The 20,083-nt window shown below is 32.3% G+C and carries 14 protein-coding genes; 1 reads left to right on the forward strand and 13 read right to left on the reverse strand.

Annotation, left to right across the window (positions count from 1 at the left end; genetic code table 11):
* Positions 1 to 199: 199 nt before the first annotated feature.
* From gap to IDG65_RS03340, 9 genes are all read right to left on the reverse strand, one after another.
* Positions 200 to 1,225: a type I glyceraldehyde-3-phosphate dehydrogenase gene (gap, locus tag IDG65_RS03300; RefSeq protein ID WP_052997595.1), complete on the reverse strand. Its 1,026-nt coding sequence runs from the start codon at positions 1,223 to 1,225 to the stop codon at positions 200 to 202.
* A 169-nt stretch (positions 1,226 to 1,394) separates the two neighbouring features.
* Positions 1,395 to 2,018, reverse strand: coding sequence for a dephospho-CoA kinase (coaE, locus tag IDG65_RS03305; protein ID WP_001127167.1), 624 nt, complete (start codon positions 2,016 to 2,018; stop codon positions 1,395 to 1,397).
* Between the two features lie 15 nt (positions 2,019 to 2,033).
* Positions 2,034 to 2,906 (reverse strand): bifunctional DNA-formamidopyrimidine glycosylase/DNA-(apurinic or apyrimidinic site) lyase, encoded by an 873-nt coding sequence (gene mutM / locus IDG65_RS03310; RefSeq protein WP_001114467.1) that lies wholly within the window; start codon positions 2,904 to 2,906, stop codon positions 2,034 to 2,036.
* Between the two features lie 15 nt (positions 2,907 to 2,921).
* Positions 2,922 to 5,552, reverse strand: a complete 2,631-nt coding sequence (gene polA, locus IDG65_RS03315; RefSeq protein WP_001038316.1) for a DNA polymerase I — start codon at positions 5,550 to 5,552, stop codon at positions 2,922 to 2,924.
* Positions 5,553 to 5,845: 293 nt separating this feature from the next.
* Positions 5,846 to 7,333, reverse strand: coding sequence for a hypothetical protein (locus tag IDG65_RS03320; protein WP_000849440.1), 1,488 nt, complete (start codon positions 7,331 to 7,333; stop codon positions 5,846 to 5,848).
* 498 nt (positions 7,334 to 7,831) lie between these two features.
* A complete protein-coding gene (pnpS, locus tag IDG65_RS03325; protein ID WP_078064732.1) occupies positions 7,832 to 9,493 on the reverse strand; it encodes a two-component system histidine kinase PnpS in 1,662 nt (553 codons plus the stop codon).
* A complete protein-coding gene (locus tag IDG65_RS03330; RefSeq protein ID WP_000080026.1) occupies positions 9,493 to 10,197 on the reverse strand; it encodes a response regulator transcription factor in 705 nt (234 codons plus the stop codon). The genes pnpS and IDG65_RS03330 overlap by 1 nt, the downstream gene beginning before the upstream one ends.
* A 389-nt stretch (positions 10,198 to 10,586) precedes the next feature.
* Complete coding sequence (icd, locus tag IDG65_RS03335) at positions 10,587 to 11,855, reverse strand: NADP-dependent isocitrate dehydrogenase (protein ID WP_000123170.1); 1,269 nt, start codon at positions 11,853 to 11,855, stop codon at positions 10,587 to 10,589.
* A 48-nt stretch (positions 11,856 to 11,903) separates the two neighbouring features.
* Positions 11,904 to 13,025, reverse strand: a complete 1,122-nt coding sequence (locus IDG65_RS03340; RefSeq protein ID WP_000829167.1) for a citrate synthase — start codon at positions 13,023 to 13,025, stop codon at positions 11,904 to 11,906.
* A 347-nt stretch (positions 13,026 to 13,372) separates the two neighbouring features.
* Here IDG65_RS03340 and IDG65_RS03345 point away from each other — a divergent pair, with 347 nt between their 5' ends.
* The gene (locus IDG65_RS03345; RefSeq protein ID WP_000818535.1) at positions 13,373 to 14,734 is read left to right on the forward strand and encodes an amino acid permease; all 1,362 of its coding nucleotides are present in this window, start codon (positions 13,373 to 13,375) and stop codon (positions 14,732 to 14,734) included.
* A 349-nt stretch (positions 14,735 to 15,083) separates the two neighbouring features.
* On the opposite strand, the gene pyk is transcribed toward IDG65_RS03345, so the two are convergent.
* The 4 genes from pyk to accD form a co-directional block, all read right to left on the reverse strand.
* On the reverse strand, positions 15,084 to 16,841 hold the full coding sequence (gene pyk, locus IDG65_RS03350) for a pyruvate kinase (protein WP_001232650.1): 1,758 nt from the start codon (positions 16,839 to 16,841) through the stop codon (positions 15,084 to 15,086).
* A gap of 21 nt (positions 16,842 to 16,862) precedes the next feature.
* Positions 16,863 to 17,831 (reverse strand): 6-phosphofructokinase, encoded by a 969-nt coding sequence (pfkA, locus tag IDG65_RS03355; protein ID WP_000717561.1) that lies wholly within the window; start codon positions 17,829 to 17,831, stop codon positions 16,863 to 16,865.
* A gap of 268 nt (positions 17,832 to 18,099) precedes the next feature.
* Entirely contained in the window at positions 18,100 to 19,044 is a 945-nt protein-coding gene (locus IDG65_RS03360; RefSeq protein WP_000883652.1) for an acetyl-CoA carboxylase carboxyltransferase subunit alpha, read from the reverse strand.
* Complete coding sequence (gene accD / locus IDG65_RS03365; protein WP_000471571.1) at positions 19,044 to 19,901, reverse strand: acetyl-CoA carboxylase, carboxyltransferase subunit beta; 858 nt, start codon at positions 19,899 to 19,901, stop codon at positions 19,044 to 19,046. Before accD ends, IDG65_RS03360 begins: the two co-directional genes overlap by 1 nt.
* Between the last annotated feature and the right edge of the window lie 182 nt (positions 19,902 to 20,083).

Raw genomic sequence — 20,083 nt, forward strand, 5'->3', positions numbered from 1 at the left:
TCTTTATTTTGATTATGCCTAATTATACTATAAATCTAGAGATGAAAAAAGAATCCCTCAATTTAATTCATTTAACCAAATAATGAAACAATAAAAAACATTATATCGTTACTTATTAAGTAATATGCATGACAATATTATTGTATTAAAAATAAAAAACCTAACTCCGAAGTCAGAGTCAGGCTATTAAATAATTGTATTAACTTGCACTTACAGTTTCTTTTGATGTCAAAAGTGCTCCAATTTGCTCAGCAACATCTACAACTCTATTTGAATAACCCCATTCATTATCATACCAAGCAATAACTTTTACTTTATTCCCTGACATGACCATTGTTGATTTTGCATCAATAATAGCTGAATGTGGATTAGTATTGAAATCAACAGACACTAGTGGTTGATGTTCGACTTCTATGATACCTTCTAAACCAGCATTTTCAAAAGCTTGGTTTACTTCTTCTGCCGTTACTTCTTTTTCTAAATCAACAACTAAATCAACGAGCGATACATTCTTTGTTGGTACACGTAATGCCATGCCGTGTAATTTACCTTCTAATTCTGGCAATACTTCTTTTAAAGCTTTCGCCGCACCAGTAGAAGTAGGAATAATGCTTTCATTACATGAGCGTGCACGTCTTAAATCTTTATGTGGATTATCAATATTTTTTTGGTCATTTGTAATAGCGTGAACAGTAGTCATTAAACCATTAACTATTCCAAACTGATTATTTAAAACTTTTGCAACTGGACCAATGCAATTAGTAGTACATGAAGCATTACTAAAAATGTCAAATGCTTCTATATCTAATTGGTCATCATTTACGCCTTTAACTACCATTTGAACATGTCCACCTTTTGAAGGACCAGTTAACAATACTTTTTTGGCACCTGCTTTAATATGTGCGATGGCTTTATCACCATGATTAAATTTACCAGTTGCATCTATAGCAATATCGATATCTAATTCTTTCCATGGCAAGTTTTCAGGATTGCGATCAGCAACCAATTTAATTTTATGATCACCAACTTGCAATCCGTTTTCAATTGGTTCTACTTTTAGATGATATTTTCCATGTGTTGTATCGTAATTGATTAAATGTGCAATTGTTTCGGGTGGATAACTAGCATTAATCGCTACTACATTTAAATTTTTATTTTGTAATGCAATACGTAATACCATTCTTCCAATTCTACCCATACCATTAATTGCAATATTCGTTGACATTAAAAGCACCCCTTGATTTTTATGTGTTATACTTTATGGAATTAGTATAGCATATTATATGAAATTTGAAAGCGTTTTCCGTCGATTTATTTATCTTTTTTATAAAAAATAGTCATTACTTACATACATCAACCCGTACGTAAAGTAATGACTTATTTATAGTGTAATATTAATCTTCTTCTCCGTAATTCGGCTTTTCAATATAACCTTCTTCTTCTAACAATCTCTCAAGGTTTTGTTTTAATTCAAGTTTATCCCCTAAATTATCGATAACATGATCGGCCATTCGGCTTTTTTTATCAATAGAAATTTGGCTATAGACACGAGCTTTCGCATCTTCTAATGACAAATTATTACGTTGCATTAAACGATCCATTTGTATACTTTCAGAAGTGTATACAACCCACACTTCGTCTACTGTATTTTCCAATTCATTTTCAAATAATAATGGAATATCCATGATTACATTATATCCTTGTTTTAAATATTCTTGCTTTTCTTCTTCCATAATATCTCGCACGATAGGATGTATGATAGCATTTAATTCTAAGCGTTTTTCTGGATGGTTAAACACTAAATCACCCATATAACGACGATTCATCTCGCCATTTTCATCAATTGCTTCATCACCAAAGACTTCTCGTACTTGAGCTAAACCTTTACTCCCCTTTTTAACAGCTTCCCTGGCTGCTTTATCAGCATCTACTACTTTAAAACCGAATACGGATAAGAGTTCTGATACTGTTGATTTTCCTGAGGCGATTCCACCTGTTAGACCAATAACTTTCGGCATAATTTCACTCTTTCTTTATTTTTGACATACTGGACAATAATGACTATTTCTTGTCGCGATGATTTTTGTTTCAATTTGACTTCCACACACTTTGCATACCGGCTGCTTATATACATTAAGATGCAATTGCATCTCACCAGTTTTTCCATCAGCATGACGATAATCTGAAATACTTGTACCGCCATATTTAATACCTTCTTCTAGTACTTCTCTAACATAATAAAAAACCATTTCTTGTTGTTGGTGTGTTAAGTCTTTTACTTTTTTATCTGGTAAAACACCTGCACGAAACAACGCTTCACATGCGTAAATATTTCCACAACCTGCGATTACTTTATGATCCAAAATCACTTGTTTGATTGGTTTATTCTTATTAGACTGTTGATGAATTCGATTTAAATAATACGTCAATGCTTCATTTGAAAAAGGTTCAGGCGCTATTTCTAAAAATGAAGGGTAAGATGCTACAGACGCAACATTTCTAATTTCTCCAAAACGCCGTATATCTGAATAAATTAACTTTTTGTCATTTGACAACTCAAAAATAACATGCCAATGCTTACGATAATTAGGTATCATAATATCTTCAAGTTCATCTACAATGAAAAAACCACCCGCCATACCTAAATGACTAATTAATGTACGTTGTTCTCGTTTATTATCTAGCTGAAAAACGATATATTTACTTCTTCGTTCTACATTTGTAATGGTATAGCCTTCCGATAAAGTTTTAAAAGTATCTAATTCAATTCCTTTTATAATTGTTTCCTTGCCTTGAGCTTTACCTTCAATTACTTTATCCGAAAATTTAACGTGTTCAATTTTTTGATTTATAACGTAGGGTTCAATTCCTCTTTTTACATGTTCTACTTCTGGTAATTCGGGCATACCATTAACCTCACTTTATTTTGCATCATACCAAGTTGCACCATAACTTGAGTCTACTTTTAATGGAACATCTAATTGCAATGCATTTTCCATTATCTCTTCTACAAATTCACTAAATGAATCTACTTCTGACTTAGGTACTTCAAAAATTAATTCATCGTGTACTTGTAATAATAGTTTAGCTTGATATGTTGTCTCTTTCATTTTTTGTGCAAATTTAACCATTGCCAGTTTAATGATATCTGCAGCACTGCCTTGTATTGGCGTATTCATAGCAGTACGTTCAGCAAAGCCGCGTAAATTAAAGTTACGACTCGTAATATCAGGAATATAGCGTCGACGATGTAGCAATGTTTCCACATAACCTAAAGCTTTGGCATCTTTTACAATATCAGACATATATTGTTTTACACCTGGGAAACTAGCTAAATAATCATCAATGAATGCTTTTGCTTTTTTACGAGTAATACCTAAACTTTGACTTAAACCATAATCACTTATCCCATAAACAATTCCAAAGTTAACCGCTTTTGCTTGACGACGCATTAAACTATCGACTTGATCAGCTTCTACACCAAATACTTTCATAGCAGTTGCTGTATGAATATCATCGCCGTTGATAAATGCTTCTTTCATACTCTCATCTTGTGTAATGTGTGCTAATACACGCAATTCAATTTGAGAATAATCTGCTGATAATATAACGCTATCTTTTGAAGTTGGTTTAAAGGCTTTTCTTATTTTACGCCCTTCTTCAAGTCTAACCGGAATATTTTGTAAATTAGGATCTACACTTGATAAACGTCCAGTTTGCGCTAAAGTTTGGTTAAAACGTGTATGGATACGTTGATCATCACTAATTACCTTTTGCAATCCTTCAACATAAGTAGACTGTAACTTAGATAATTGACGATATTCTAAAATATAATCAATGATAGGATGTTCACCTTGCAATTGCTCTAAGACATCTACAGCAGTAGAATATCCTGTTTTCGTCTTTTTAATAACAGGTAATTGTAATGTCTCAAACAATACAACACCTAATTGCTTAGGAGAATTTATATTAAAATCTTCACCAGCTGCATCATGGATATTTCGAATCAAGACGTCTAATTTTTCTTGAATTTCTTTTTCCATTTCTTCTAAATCATGAACATCTGTAAATATACCAATTTCTTCCATTTCACTTAAAATCTTAGCTAGCGGTAGCTCTAAATCAGCTAAGAGTTCTACCTGATTGTATTCTTCTAATTGTTTATCCATATTTGGTTTCGCAAAGTAAATTGCATCAGTAATAGAAGCAACATATGGATTTAAAACATCATCTTCAGGTACCTTAAATTTCTTACCTTTTCCATATATACTCACATCGTCTTTCACAAAACTTTGACCGTACAATGAAACAACTGATTGAACATCACTAATCGTACGAGATGGATCAATTATATAACTGGCCAACATAATATCGAAAGAAATATTTTGAATATCAATTCCCAATCTATGTGATGCTACATATGTTTTTTTAGCATCATATACGACTTTTTTCGTATTCGGATTTTCTAACCATGAAACTAGTTCGGCATAATTATTTATGTCATCCGCATTAATTACAATATGTTTCTCACCTGTAAATAAAGAGAATTTTAAAATATTATTTCGCAAATAGTTACCACCGTCTAATTCGAAATGGATGGCCGCTTCTTTCAATGAAGTAAAATCAACATTATCAAAAGACGTTTCAATTTCAATTGTCTTTTCTATTGCATCTTCAACGCTTGCTGATTGATCAATGTCAGCCAACAATTGTTTGAATTCTAACTTCTTAAACAATTCGATTTTTTCTTGTTGTTCATCTTGATGAGTCATTAACGTATCTTCAAGTTTTACTTCAATCGGACTATCTACATTAATCGTTGCTAATTCTTTACTCATTAATGCATCTTCTTTGCTATTTTGAAGTTTCTCTTTTAACTTTTTACCTGAAATTTCATCTAAATGTTCATAGACACCTTCTACTGTGTCAAATTGGTTTAGCAATTTTATTGCTGTTTTCTCTCCAACACCTGCAACACCTGGTATATTATCAGAAGTATCTCCCATTAATCCTTTCATATCAATAATTTGATTAGGTGTTAACCCGTTGTATTTTTCCGCAATAAAGTCAGGTGTATAATGATCAACATCAGTAACACCTTTTTTAGTGTAATAAATGGTTACATTATCCGTTGCAAGTTGTGTTAAATCTCGGTCTCCCGTAATAATAATTGTCTGAAAGCCCGCTTTATCTGCTTCTTTACTTAAAGTTCCGATAATATCATCTGCCTCATAGTTATCTAATTCATAACGTTTAATATGATATGCATCTAATAATTGGCGTATATAAGGAAATTGCTCACTTAGTTCAGGCGGCGTTTTCTGGCGTCCACCTTTATATTCACTATATTTTTCATGTCTGAAAGTCGTTTTACCTGCATCAAACGCTACTAAAAAATGATTTGGCTTTTCTTCTTTTAAAATCTTCTCTAGTAACATTGCAAAACCATATACTGCATTGGTATGAATGCCTGCTTTGTTTGATAACAAAGGTAATGCATAAAAAGCTCTAAAACTTAAGCTATTACCATCGATTAATACTAATTTATTCACAATTTTAACCTCCAGAACTAATTTATATATATTTTAGCATATTCGACTGTGATGTCGTAATTAAAGAAACTATCTCATAGAGTATTTATACACGACCTAATTTCAAATAAAACAAGTGACTATATAGACTAAGCTAAAAAATAAAAATGACATAATCATGATTGTTCTTGATTAGCACTCCATAAAGTCAGGTTAAAAGTCCAACTTTTGAGATGCACATTATCATTTCATGATTATGTCTACTTTTTAATATTTTTATGCTGCTATTTTAAATTTTTATAGGTAAGAATAAGTTATGAATCGTCAGAACCAAATGGAATATATTTAACTTTGGTCATTTTCGGTAATTCTTCATAATTATTAAACCACTCTTGGTAATTTTTATTGATTGGTGACGGATGATGCATATAATGTTCAAACGGCAATGATTCCACTGTATAAACCTCTTGTCGTGGATGATCTTTAATTTGTTGTTTTAATAACTGAACTCTTTTTTCATGTTCATAATGAACATAAATAAATGCACTAAGATATATCATAGCTAAAACTAGTGATGCAACTTTAATAAAATTAACATTGATTGACTTATATTTCCGAAATTCTTTTAATAAAATAATTAAAATGATTACATGTATCGTATAAACAATCAAAAAATTACCTGGTTCTATTGGAGTAACAATGACTAGTGTCGACGCCGAAACACATATTGCAATAAGTAAGGAATATAAAGTGATTTGTGTTTTACGATCATTAATAGACAAATAAATACCTACAAATATCGAAAACGCAAAGTAACCACATACAATTACGTTCACAAAACCAACCAATCCAATATCTGTATTTTTATTTAATAAAAACTGATTGTAAAATAGTAAATAATAAAGCGGTAAAGTGATAAATCCTATCATAATGATACGACGCTTTAATATTGTTAAATGTACATACCGATCACTTCTAAGCAGTAGATAAATAATAAGCGCTGCAATCATACTTAAAATTATAATCTGACTGAAAATGACACCATATGGAAGTGACGTTGATATCATTTCTGCAAATTTTGAAAAGATACCTTGATTATTTGAAACTTGTTGATATTCTGATCCTTCAAATAAAATTTTGCGATAATTTGGATTGGAAAACATAATGATTGTACCTATAGTAGCAATCATAAATGAAAACAATAATTTATAATTAAGTGTTCGATTTGCAGTAAATTCATACAGAAAAGCTAAAATTAAAATGATACAGTGGAATAATGTCACATTCTCCATAAATAATTGACCGAAGAAGCATAAAACATAGAATAGTACAGTAACACTTACCGGCTGCTTTTCTTTATATATAATTGCATTAATACAATAATAAATAATAAAGAGTGAAATTAGTGTTGATGTCGCATAATTATAAAATCCTGCAAACCAGCCATATGTATCTGCATAAATAGCACTTGGTAAAATTAACATTAAAGAAAATGCTAACAAATAATAGCTTGTCCACGCTTTACAACGTGTAATGTGCATAATCATCCAAATGATGCCCATACTAATGAGACCATATGAAAGCCAACGTAACCAGCTTACATGTACAGCTATAATTTCAAAGATATTTCCGATATAGCGACCATTAAGTGATGCAAATCCTACTTTTAAAATATCAGTATTATAATTGCTAAACCATTGTAAATCATCGTGCATGAGTGGTAGTAAGATACCCATAAAAGTATAAAACAATAATATCGCAATTAATATCAAAGTTGTCTTGTGTAATTGAATTGTTTTCACTTTGCTAATCCTCAAATCTAGTTAAATTTTCCTCAACTTGTAGGTCGAAAAATTAATTCAATATTTTTAATGTATTTCTAATTTTCACCTATGCATGTTTCCTCAATCAAATTAGATAAACAAGGTATTTAATATTACTTTCAACAATTTATCTAAATCGCCCCTCGTCTTTTTCTATGACGAATGATTACACTTGTCTATTCAAGTGTTTAAATTAAGATTTATTTCCGTTCAAATAAAACTTATTACTTTTTAATTAAGCATCTATTTTAAGCGCGTTACTAAAATTTCTTTATTATAATAAATATATTATAAAATTGCTTGATTCACAACAATCTATTACTTATAACTTACAAATCGACATATGCAAATGACAAAATTGACAACCGAATTTATTCCACTTCATTAACTCTAATTTAATACCAATAGAGATTTGAACGAAATAAAAAAGCAGCAACAACTTCGTGAAAAATACACGCGCTGTTACCACTTTAATTTTTATTCTTTATAATCTTTTAGAATAACTTTGAACGTTGAGCCTTTGCCAACTTGACTATTCATTTCAATATTGCCTTGGTGGGCCTCTACTATATGCTTTGTAATTGATAATCCAAGACCTGTCCCACCAGAATCTCTACTTCGTGCTTTATCTACTCTATAAAATCTTTCAAAAATACGTTGTTGGTCTTCTAATTTAATACCTATACCAAAATCTTGTACTTCGAAAATGACACGAAAGTCATCTCGATACACACGAACGTTAATATCTCCATCTTCATAAGAATAGTTAATTGCATTCGTTAACAAATTCGTGATAACTTGAGCAATTTTACTTTCTTGTGCTTTAACAATGACATCTTTTTCAATATCAGTATGAATGGAAATATTTTTTTGATTGGCTTGAGTCATCATATTATCAATAATACGCCGCGTTAAATCTGATAAATTCATATAGTCTGTATCTAACTCTGTATGTTGCTCAATATGCGATAAATCTAACAGATCTGTTACTAAAGATTCTATTCGATTTGATTCTTTTAAAATTATGTTTAAAAACATGTCTAATGATTCCGCATCATTTTTTGCACCATCAATAAGCGTTTCAGCAAACCCCTTAATTGAAGTAATAGGTGTTTTTAATTCATGTGAAACATTTGCTACAAATTCACGTCTTAGATTTTCAAGTTGTTTCAGATTTGTTATGTCATGCATCACAACTAAAATCCCTTGCAAACTTTTTTGAGACCTAGTTAAAATCGGAACGCATGAAATATCAAAGTACTTGGCATGGACTTGGTTTATTGCAACTTCCAATTGTTCATAAATAGGTTTTTCAACTTTAAAACTTTCTAAAATTAATTGCTCAATTTCAGTATTAACATAACCGTGATAGCCTACTTGTTCAATATTATGCGAGATGTTGAACTGTTCATAATACGCTTTATTTGCAACAACGATTTTTCCATTTCGATCTATCATTAAAATAGCACTTGGAATATTTTCAATCGTTGTTTTTAAACGATTGGATTGCATTTTTTGCTCATTATTAAGCTTTTGAAGGCGTCGTGCTAGATCATTGGTAGACACAAAAAGCGCTTTAGTTTCTATAACATTACTTTCAGGTACACGTATGTGATAATAACCATTTGCCAACAATTGTGTTGCATAAGTAACTTCTTGAATGGGACGGATTAATGTACGCTTAAAACTACGGCTTGCAAAATACAGACAAATGAGTACAACTAAACATGTCAAAATAAGATATTTCCACAACGTCCAATGCATTTCTGTAATATCGTTATTGTAACCTTTAATCCATACATGATAACCGTTAACCTTCTTATTAAAAATAAAAACGTCCTTTTTTTGAATATAGCTATCACTATTTTGAGTGGCTTTCAGTTTGCCACTACTAAACACCTTTTTATCATTTTTAGTTATCAATAAATCTATATTTTGCTGTTTTACAATTTCTTTAACTTTATCAATCTCATTATCTTGGACTAAATAAATATATGATCTTGCATCTGTTGCTAGAGCTTGTTCGTGTTTTTCTGATAACACATATGTGATGGAAGCGTGAATAATAATGCCTAATGTAACAAAACTGATAATTAATATACTGCTTATCAATAACATTAAGCGGTGGTGAAACTTCATCATTGTTCTTTAGGTCTTTCCAATTTATAGCCTAAGCCACGCACAGTTTTAATAAGTTGTGGCTTCTTAGGATTATCTTCTAATTTATCTCTTAAATGACTGATATGTACATCAACAATTCTTGAGTCTCCTGCAAATTCATAATTCCATACCGTATTTAACATATGCTCTCTCGTAATGACTCTGCCTTGTCTTTCTATCAAATAAAGCAACAGTTCAAATTCTTTCGGTGTTAGCTCCAATAGCTCATTATGCTTATATACTTCAAAATAATCGGGTCTAATACGTATCGATCCGATGGTAATATCATCGTCAATCTCTTCTACTTCTTTTACAAATTGAGAACGTCTTAAAATGGCTTTCACACGGGCAACAACTTCTCTAGGTGAAAAAGGCTTAGTCATATAGTCATCGGCACCTAATTCTAAACCTAATACCCGATCAAATTCATCATTTTTCGCCGTTAACATTAATATAGGGACTAAATTTTTATTTGTTCTTACAGTCTTACATACGTCAATGCCATCTTTTTTAGGTAGCATAACATCTAAAATAATTAAATCTGGCTGTTCATTTTCCACCTTTTCTAAAGCCTCATCACCATCAAATGCGACAACAACTTCATAACCAGCTGTTTCTAAGTTATATTTAAGTAATGTTACGATTGAATGTTCGTCATCTACTACCAACACTTTTTGCGACATGGTATGCCTCCCTAACTTATAATTATATTTACATTATAACCGAACTATTTATAAAAATAACATCCTACACATTATCTTTACACATTTTTTACATTACTTTACACATAAATAAAATACTTCTTATATTTCCTTCTATAATTTACATGACTTACTCTGGGACAACGAAATAAACTTTGTGAAAATATCATTTCTATGCCACTACCTATGCATGAGTTTTACTCATTTATTCCTAAACTTATGTACACAATCGCTTTGTCTAATGTGTAAGAAACACTATATAATCAATCATTAGTGACTCTTTATTATTTCTGTCCTGCTGCCAACTTCAATTCATTTAAAAAGGCGAACCTAGCAATTAAAGTAGCTAGACTCACCTAAATAATTAGTATTTATTTTAAATTTTTAATCAATTCATCTGCAAATGCTGATGTAGAAACTTCTTCAGCACCATCCATTAAACGGGCAAAGTCATAAGTAACAACTTTTGAAGCAATTGTATCTTCAATTGAATCTGTAATCTTATCTGCCGCTTCTTGCCATCCTAAATGTTCTAACATTAATACAGAACTTAAAATTACTGAAGATGGATTCACTTTATTTAAACCTGCATATTTTGGAGCTGTACCATGTGTTGCTTCAAAAATAGCATGACCTGTTTCATAATTAATGTTTGCACCTGGCGCAATACCAATACCACCAACTTGTGCAGCTAAAGCATCTGAAATATAGTCACCATTCAAGTTCATAGTTGCTACAACATCATGCTCAGCTGGACGAGTTAAAATTTGTTGTAAGAAAATGTCAGCAATAGAATCTTTAATGATAATCTTGCCTTCTTTTTCAGCTTTTTCTTGTGCAGAATTAGCAGCATCTCTGCCTTCTTTTTCAACAATTTCGTCATATTGTTGCCAAGTAAATACTTGATCACCAAATTCAGTTAATGCTAAATCGTAACCCCACTGCTTAAATGAGCCTTCTGTAAATTTCATAATATTACCTTTATGAACTAAAGTAACTGATTTACGGTTATTATCGATAGCATATTGAATAGCTGCTCTAACTAATCGCTCAGTACCTTCTTTAGAAACTGGTTTAATACCAATACCTGAAGTTTCTGGGAATCGAATGTTTGTCGCACCCATTTCGTTTTGTAAGAAGTCAATTACCTTTTTAACTTCTGTTGTACCTTCTTTAAATTCAATACCAGCATAAATGTCTTCAGTATTTTCACGGAAAATAACCATATCAACATCTTGTGGACGTTTAACAGGTGATGGTACTCCTTTAAACCAACGTACCGGTCTTAAACAAGTAAATAAATCTAATTCTTGGCGTAAAGCCACATTTAATGATCTAATACCACCACCAATTGGTGTTGTTAAAGGTCCTTTAACAGCAATTAAATATTCTTTAATTGTATCAAGTGTTTCTTGAGGTAACCATTCGCCAGTTGTATCAAATGCTTTTTGGCCAGCTAGCACTTCTTTCCATTCAATGCGTTTTTCGCCATTATAAGCTTTCTCAACAGCAGCATCTATCACTCGGCTTGCTGCCTTCCAAATATCCGGTCCAATTCCATCACCGATAATAAATGGGATAATTGGTTCATTAGGTACGTTTAATCCTTCAGTTCCTTGAGTAATTTTTTCTGCAGTCATAGTTATTTTACCTCCAAATTTTACATCTTCATTTTTAATTTGTATCGATTATTTTCTTTCTTCAAGCGGAATATACTTACGATTCGTTTCGCCAATATATTTTGCTCTAGGACGCATAATTCTATTATCTTTATATTGTTCTAAAATATGAGCAATCCATCCTGCAGAACGACTTACAGCAAAGATTGGCGTGAATAAATCATGAGGTATTTCCATACAGTGATAAACACTCGCACTATAAAAATCAACATTAGGAATTAATCCTTTTTCTTCTGCCATACGTTTTTCCATTTTCACTGACATTTCAAATAATTCTTCACGACCAGCGTCTTTCGTAATTTGACGGCTCATTTCTCTTAAATATTTCGCTCTAGGATCACCATCTTTATATACACGATGACCGAAGCCCATTACTTTATCTTTATTCGCAAATTTTTCATCTAAGTAAGCATCAACATTTTCAATTGACCCAATCTCAGATAACATCGTCATAACTTGTTCGTTTGCACCACCATGTAATGGCCCTTTCAGAGAACCTACAGCTGCTACAATACCTGAGTACATATCTGACAATGATGATACCGCACAACGTGCTGTAAATGCAGATGCGTTCAACTCATGATCAGCGTGTAAAATAAGTGCTTTATTGAAGGCTTCTACTTCTATATCTGTTGGTAATTCCCCACGTAACATATATAGGAAGTTTGCCGCATAACTTAAGTCAGGATTAGGCTTAAGTGGTTCTTTATCTTGTCTTACTCGAGCAAACGCTGTAACTAATGATGCTACTTTAGCCTGTATACGCATTGCTCTTTCATAACGATTTTCATCTGATTCATTTTCTGCATCAGGATCGAAATGTGCAATATATGATAATGACGTACGTAATGCTGTCATTGGATGCACGTGATCTGTAACATACTCCTCAAAATGTGTATACACACGAGGATTTAATGTCATGTATTGATTTAATTTCCCCTTTAAATGAGCTAGCTCTTCTTCATTTGGCAATCTGTAATTCCATAATAGGAAAATGACTTCTTCAAATTGCGCGTTTTCAGCTAGATCATCAATATCATAGCCGGCATATGTTAATTGACTTTCAATAATTGAACTTATCTTAGTCTCCGCTGCGATAACCCCTTCTAAACCTCTTTGTAATTCTGCCATGATAAATTTCCCCTTTACTGTTTCTTTATGAAATGGCTTTCAACTAATATTATAGCTAAACGTTATTCGTTTGTGAAATATAAAAACTGGCATTATATGTGCAACAATTATTTTGGAATTCTATGTAAATGTCACAGAATAGCCACAAATAGCTCTATTAAAGCTTTTTCAAGATTATATTCATCACCAACTTTTAGCATAGAATAAAATTTTCAATTGGTTATTATATATGATTATAAAATCCAAAGTATATTAACATGGAATTTTACACATTTTTACCGAAAATAATTGTATATATCCTAATATAAGTGCATAATAAACATATCTATATTTAAGGGAGATGTATTATGGCTGAAAAATTACAAAGGGAACTGAGCAATCGCCACATTCAATTAATTGCTATTGGTGGCGCAATTGGTACAGGCTTATTCTTAGGCGCTGGTCAAACGATTGCATTAACTGGCCCTTCTATATTACTAACATATATCATTATTGGATTTATGTTATTTATGTTTATGCGAGGTTTAGGTGAAATCATCATTCAAAATACTGAATTTAAATCTTTCGCAGATGTAACCAATACATACATTGGGCCTTTTGCAGGATTCGTAACCGGTTGGACATACTGGTTCTGTTGGATTATTACAGGTATGGCTGAAGTAACAGCTGTAGCAAAGTATGTAAGCTTCTGGTTCCCAGAAATTCCAAACTGGATTAGTGCACTTTTTTGCGTATTGTTATTAATGTCTTTTAACTTATTGAGTGCGAGACTATTTGGAGAGTTAGAATTTTGGTTCTCTATCATTAAAATAGCAACAATCATTGGTTTAATTGTCGTAGGTTTCGTTATGATTCTATTTGCATATAAAACTCAATTTGGACATGCGAGTTTCACAAACCTATACGAGCACGGTGTATTCCCTAAAGGAGCATCTGGATTCTTTATGTCATTCCAAATGGCCTTATTCTCATTCGTGGGAATCGAAATGATTGGTGTTACGGCAGGTGAAACGAAAAATCCTGTTAAAACAATACCAAAAGCTATTAATAGTGTTCCTATTAGAATTTTAATATTTTATGTCGGTGCTCTAGCGGTTATCATGTCGATTATTCCTTGGCAACAAGTTGATCCTGATAACAGTCCATTCGTAAAATTGTTCGCATTAATTGGAATTCCATTTGCTGCAGGCTTGATTAATTTTGTAGTACTAACTGCTGCTGCTTCATCATGTAACAGTGGTATTTTCTCGAATAGTCGTATGCTGTTCGGTTTATCAAGTCAACAACAAGCACCACCGAATTTCTCTAAGACGAATAAGTATGGCGTTCCACATGTAGCAATCTTTGCTTCATCGGCATTGTTACTCGTGGCAGCATTATTAAACTATATTTTCCCTGATGCTACTAAGGTATTTACGTATGTGACAACAATCTCTACAGTATTATTCTTAGTTGTTTGGGGACTGATTATCATCGCTTATATCAATTATAGTCGTAAAAATCCAGACCTTCATAAAAAGGCTACGTATAAATTATTTGGCGGAAAATATATGGGCTATCTCATTTTTGTATTCTTTATTTTTGTGTTTGGCCTATTGTTTATCAATGTTGAAACAAGACGTGCGATATACTTTATTCCCATTTGGTTTATACTATTAGGATTTATGTACTTAAGATATAAACGTATCGCTGCTAAATCAAATAACTAATAACAAGTTTTACCCCTGTTGAATATATTAAAGTTCAACAGGGGTTTTTATATGCAACTTATATATTAAATTGCGAACTTGGCTCAATACTTTTACTTTCTCATCTATTTAATAATGTATCATTTCAGAAATACATCCATATTTCTATTTTATAATAACTTTCCAAAGTAAAATGAGTGAAAGTTTAAAGCTGATAATGTACATGTATAAAAGATATAAATATTTATATAGATTGCTATTCATACATTATCTTTATCAAATAACCTATTAATTGAGTCATAAAATACCAGATAAACCAAAAAAACGTCTTTCCATAGTTGATAAATGGAAAGACGTCTTTATTTATAAATTATAGTACGTTTGCATATCCTTCAAAGATTTTACCTTGAGCAGCATCAATCGTAACTAACATGTTATTGCTTATGTTTTTAACAGCTTTTTCTACACCTACAACTGTTGGAATACCTTTTTCTAAACCAACAATTGCACTTGGTGATGTAATACCATTTTCTTCTGTAATTAAGCCTAAAGCTTTTTCTACATAAGGTACAAAAGTTTCATCGATTGAGTTAGTAACGATAACTTTGTCAGATAAATCTTTACCTTCTAAATCTTTAACAGTTTCAGCAACTAACGTAGTTCCAACAACTGATCCACGTCCAATACCTTGACCATTAGCAATTTCGTCACCAACTAGGTGGATTTTCATCATATTAGTAGTTCCAGTTTCACCAGTTGGTACACCAGCAGTAATAATGATTAAATCACCATTAGTTACTCTACCAGTTTCAACAGCTGTTGCAACTGCATTGTTTAACAATGCATCTGTACTCTTACGTCCTTTTTTAACTACAGGTTGAACACCCCAAACAATTGAACATTGACGTGCAGTTTCTTCACTTGGAGTCACTGCAATAATGTCTGAATGCGGACGATATTTAGAGATAGTACGTGCCGTTGAACCACTTTCAGTAGCAGCTACAATTGCTTTAACATTTAAGTTTAAAGCTGTATGTGCAACCGAAATACCGATTGCATTCACTAATGAAGTTTCAACTAATTTAGTACGATCTGACAATAACTTTTTGTAATCTTGGGCTGCTTCAGCTGATACAGCAATATTTCTCATTGTTTTAACAGCTTCTTCAGGATATAAACCAGCAGCAGTTTCACCAGATAACATTACTGCATCTGTACCATCATAGATTGCGTTGGCAACGTCACTAGCTTCTGCACGTGTAGCACGTGGGTTACGTTGCATAGAATCTAACATTTGTGTAGCTGTAATAACTGGTTTACCTAATTTGTTACATTGTCTGATTAAATCTTTTTGAACCATTGGTACTTTTTCAGGTGGAATTTCAACACCCATGTCACCACGTGCAACCATTAAACCATCAGACACTTCAAGAATTTCCGCAATATTATCAATACCTTCTTGGTTTTCAATTTTAGGGAATACTGAAATGTTAGCTTTTTGTTCTTCTAAAATTTCACGAATTTCTAAAACATCACTAGGACGACGTACGAAACTTGCTGCAATGAAGTCAACATTTTCTTTAATACCGAAACGGATATCTTCAGCATCTTTTTCTGTAATACCAGGTAAACTTACTCTTACACCAGGTAAGTTAACACCTTTTTTGTTTTTAAGCTCACCAGAGTTTAAAATATCACATTTAACTTCTTTTTTAGCATGGTCAATATCTTTAACTTGTAATTCAATTAAGCCATCATCAAGTAAAATGTATGAACCTACTTGAACATCGTTAATTAAGTTTTCATATGTTACTGAGAACTTTTCCGGTGTTCCTTCAACTTCATTCATGCTAACAATAACTTCGTTACCACGTTCAAGTTCAATGATACCGTCTTTCATATTATGCGTACGAATTTCTGGACCTTTCGTATCTAATAAAATTGCTACAATTTTGTCTAATCTTTTAGCTACTTTACGAATTGTATCAATTCTACCTTTATGCTCTTCATGACTACCATGTGAAAAGTTTAATCGTGCAACGTTCATACCAGCATTGATTAATTTCTCAATCATTTCTTCTGATTCTGAAGCTGGTCCAATTGTACATACAATTTTAGTTTTTCTCATTTTATAATTCCTCCTGAAATCTTATATAGATAACTTGTTAGCAAGTTCATATAGACTATAATCAAATTTATGATCTTTACCATCAAAAATTTCATCAAAAGATGTTGCTACAATTTTATTGTTCTTAATTCCAACACCCTTAGCTGTTTCACCTTGCATTAATAAGTCTACCGCATATCCACCTAAACGTGATGCTAAAACTCTATCCGCACCTGTTGGGCTACCACCACGTTGAACGTGACCTAACACAGACACTCTATTATCAACATTGATGTATTGTGATAATTCTTTTTGACAATCTTGCGCAGTCATGCAACCTTCTGCTACAAGAACGATTGAGTGTTTCTTACCACGTTTAATACCTTGTTCAATTTTATCAGCTATTTCTTTAATATCTGTTTTCACTTCTGGTACTACAATTGTCTCAGCACCAACTGATAATCCAGCCCATAATGCTAGATCTCCACAATCACGGCCCATTGCTTCAATGATAAATGTTCGTGCGTGACTTGACGCAGTATCTCTAATTTTGTCGACTAAGCCAATAATCGTATTTAATGCTGTGTCAAATCCAATTGTAAAATCAGTACCATTGATATCATTGTCAATCGTACCAGGAATACCGATAGTTTGAATTTCTTTACATTCCTCACTGATGCGTTGTGCACCGCGATAACTACCGTCACCACCAATAACTACAAGGCCCTCAATCCCTCTTTTACGTAAGTTTTCGATTGCAACTTTACGTACTTCTTGCTCCTTAAACTCTGGACATCTTGCTGAATACAAGAATGTACCTCCACGCTGAATCGTATCCCCAACTGATCCTAATTCAAGTTTATGAATATCATCATTTAACAATCCTTGGTAACCATGATACACACCATAAACTTCAATTTCATTGTAAATTGCTGTACGAACAACTGCTCTTACCGCAGCATTCATTCCAGGTGAATCTCCACCACTAGTTAAAACTGCAATTTTCTTCATGACGACATACCTTTCTATAACTGATTTATCTTTAACTCTAAATTACCACAAATTGATATGTCATTCCATCAAAACTAATGTATTGAATTGATGTAAACGTTTTAAATATTGAATTTTATTTTAACTTAATTAAAAAAAGATTAGTAGCCACAATTTTGACTACTAATCTTAGTTAAAATTCAGTATCTAAATATTAAATTATTGTTCTAATGTACTTCAATTTATGGTAAAACCCAGTATCGATTTAACATAAAAATGCTCAAGTTGATTATTCTATATAAGAACCGATATTTCTGAATTTTTCAAACCGATCATTAGCAATTTCATCACGTGATAATGACTCAAGTGAATCTAACTGTTCAACAAACGCTGATTTAATAGCTAAAGCTTGCTGTTCAATATCTTTATGTGCACCGCCAAGTGGTTCAGAAATGACATCATCTATAATACCTAATTGCTTAATATCATGGGCAGTAATTTTCATTGTTTCAGCTGCAATTTTAGCCAAATTACTGTCTTTCCATAATAATGCCGCTGCACCTTCAGGAGATATAACAGAGTAAGTACTATTCTCTAACATCAATACTTTATTGGCAATACCAATACCTAGAGCACCTCCACTGCCACCTTCACCAATGACAATCGCAATAACTGGTACTTTTAGTGAAGCCATCTCAATCAAATTTGTTGCGATAGATTCACTTTGTCCACGTTCTTCCGCAGCTTTACCAGGATATGCACCTTTTGTATCTATAAATGTAAAGATAGGACGATTGAACTTTTCAGCTTGTTTCATTAAACGTAATGCTTTTCGATAACCTTCTGGATGCGACATACCAAAATTTCGATAAATATTATCTTTTGTATCTTTTCCGCGTTGTTGTCCAATAACCGTAACAGCGCGACCATTTAAAAAGCCAATGCCACCAATCATTGCTGGATCATCTCTAAAATTACGATCACCATGAAGTTCCATAAACGAATCAAAGATATATGGAATATAATCTAGGGTCGTAGGTCTTTCTTGCAAACGCGCAATTTGCACACGATCCCATGGTTTTAGATTTGTATATATTTTTTTAGTTTCTCGTTCCAATGACGCTTCAAGCATGTCAATTTCTTCTTGTAAATCCACATCATTTTTATCTTGAGATTCTTTCAAAGATTCAATTTTATTTCGAATTTCAAAAAGTGGTTTTTCAAAATCTAACATTATTTAGTCACCTCTTGATGGATTTTTAGAATTTCAGACAATGTTTGACGCATATCATTACGATGTACAACTTTGTCCAATTGTCCATGCTCTAATAAAAATTCTGCAGTTTGGAAATCATCTGGCAATTTTTCGTTTATTGTCTGTTCAATAACTCGACGACCTGCAAAACCTATCAACGCTTTTGGCTCACTTAAATTTATATCACCAACTGATGCAAAGCTTGCAGATACACCACCAGTAGTTGGATGTGTTAAATATGATATATATAATAGTCCAGCGTCAGAATGACGTTTTAAAGATACACTGGTTTTACCCATTTGCATCAAGGAAATAATACCTTCTTGCATACGTGCACCACCACTTGCAGAGAAAAGAATAAATGGTAAACGGTTCTCAGTGCAGTAATCAATGATGCGACATATCTTTTCACCGATAACCGATCCCATACTTCCCATTCTAAAACGTGAATCCATGACAGCAACGCCAAATTTCATACCATCTAGTTGCGCTGTACCAGTCACAACTGCTTCTTTAAGACCTGTCTTTTGTTGGTCCTTTTCAATTTTTTCTAAATAACTTGGAAAATCTAATGGATTCGCAGAGGTCATTCCCTTATCGAATTCTGTAAATGATCCTTCATCAGAAATTGCTTCTATACGTTTATACGCAGTTAAAGCAATATGATGATCACAATTAAAGCACACATTTAAATTTTCAGCTAATTCTTTTGTGTACATAATTTTCTTACACTTTGGACACTTAGTCATAATACCTGCAGGCACATCATTATTTTTAGAGTCTTGTACTGTAAGATATTTCTTTTTCTTTGTTCGATTAAAAAAATCTTTAAACATAGGAAAACCTCCAAATAACCTCTGTTCTAACCATTTAGAGCCTTAAACTGAACTTGACCAGTTAAAAACGGGTTTAAATTTATTTGATTTATATTCGTTTGACTGTTGAATGTTTATCATAAACTTTCATTTTCATCATTTTAATGAATCTTTATTGCTAACTTTTAAGCAATTTAATTAAA

This window comes from Staphylococcus sp. EG-SA-17, from assembly GCF_017151845.1.
Classification (GTDB): domain Bacteria; phylum Bacillota; class Bacilli; order Staphylococcales; family Staphylococcaceae; genus Staphylococcus; species Staphylococcus aureus.

Coding starts and splice junctions, on each gene's coding strand:
- gap (WP_052997595.1), bottom strand. CDS start 1,225: ATGTCAACGAATATTGCAATTAATGGTATGGGTAGAATTGGAAGAATG.
- coaE (WP_001127167.1), bottom strand. CDS start 2,018: ATGCCGAAAGTTATTGGTCTAACAGGTGGAATCGCCTCAGGAAAATCA.
- mutM (WP_001114467.1), bottom strand. CDS start 2,906: ATGCCCGAATTACCAGAAGTAGAACATGTAAAAAGAGGAATTGAACCC.
- pnpS (WP_078064732.1), bottom strand. CDS start 9,493: ATGAAGTTTCACCACCGCTTAATGTTATTGATAAGCAGTATATTAATT.
- IDG65_RS03330 (WP_000080026.1), bottom strand. CDS start 10,197: ATGTCGCAAAAAGTGTTGGTAGTAGATGACGAACATTCAATCGTAACA.
- icd (WP_000123170.1), bottom strand. CDS start 11,855: ATGACTGCAGAAAAAATTACTCAAGGAACTGAAGGATTAAACGTACCT.
- IDG65_RS03340 (WP_000829167.1), bottom strand. CDS start 13,025: ATGGCAGAATTACAAAGAGGTTTAGAAGGGGTTATCGCAGCGGAGACT.
- IDG65_RS03345 (WP_000818535.1), top strand. CDS start 13,373: ATGGCTGAAAAATTACAAAGGGAACTGAGCAATCGCCACATTCAATTA.
- pyk (WP_001232650.1), bottom strand. CDS start 16,841: ATGAGAAAAACTAAAATTGTATGTACAATTGGACCAGCTTCAGAATCA.
- pfkA (WP_000717561.1), bottom strand. CDS start 17,831: ATGAAGAAAATTGCAGTTTTAACTAGTGGTGGAGATTCACCTGGAATG.
- IDG65_RS03360 (WP_000883652.1), bottom strand. CDS start 19,044: ATGTTAGATTTTGAAAAACCACTTTTTGAAATTCGAAATAAAATTGAA.
- accD (WP_000471571.1), bottom strand. CDS start 19,901: ATGTTTAAAGATTTTTTTAATCGAACAAAGAAAAAGAAATATCTTACA.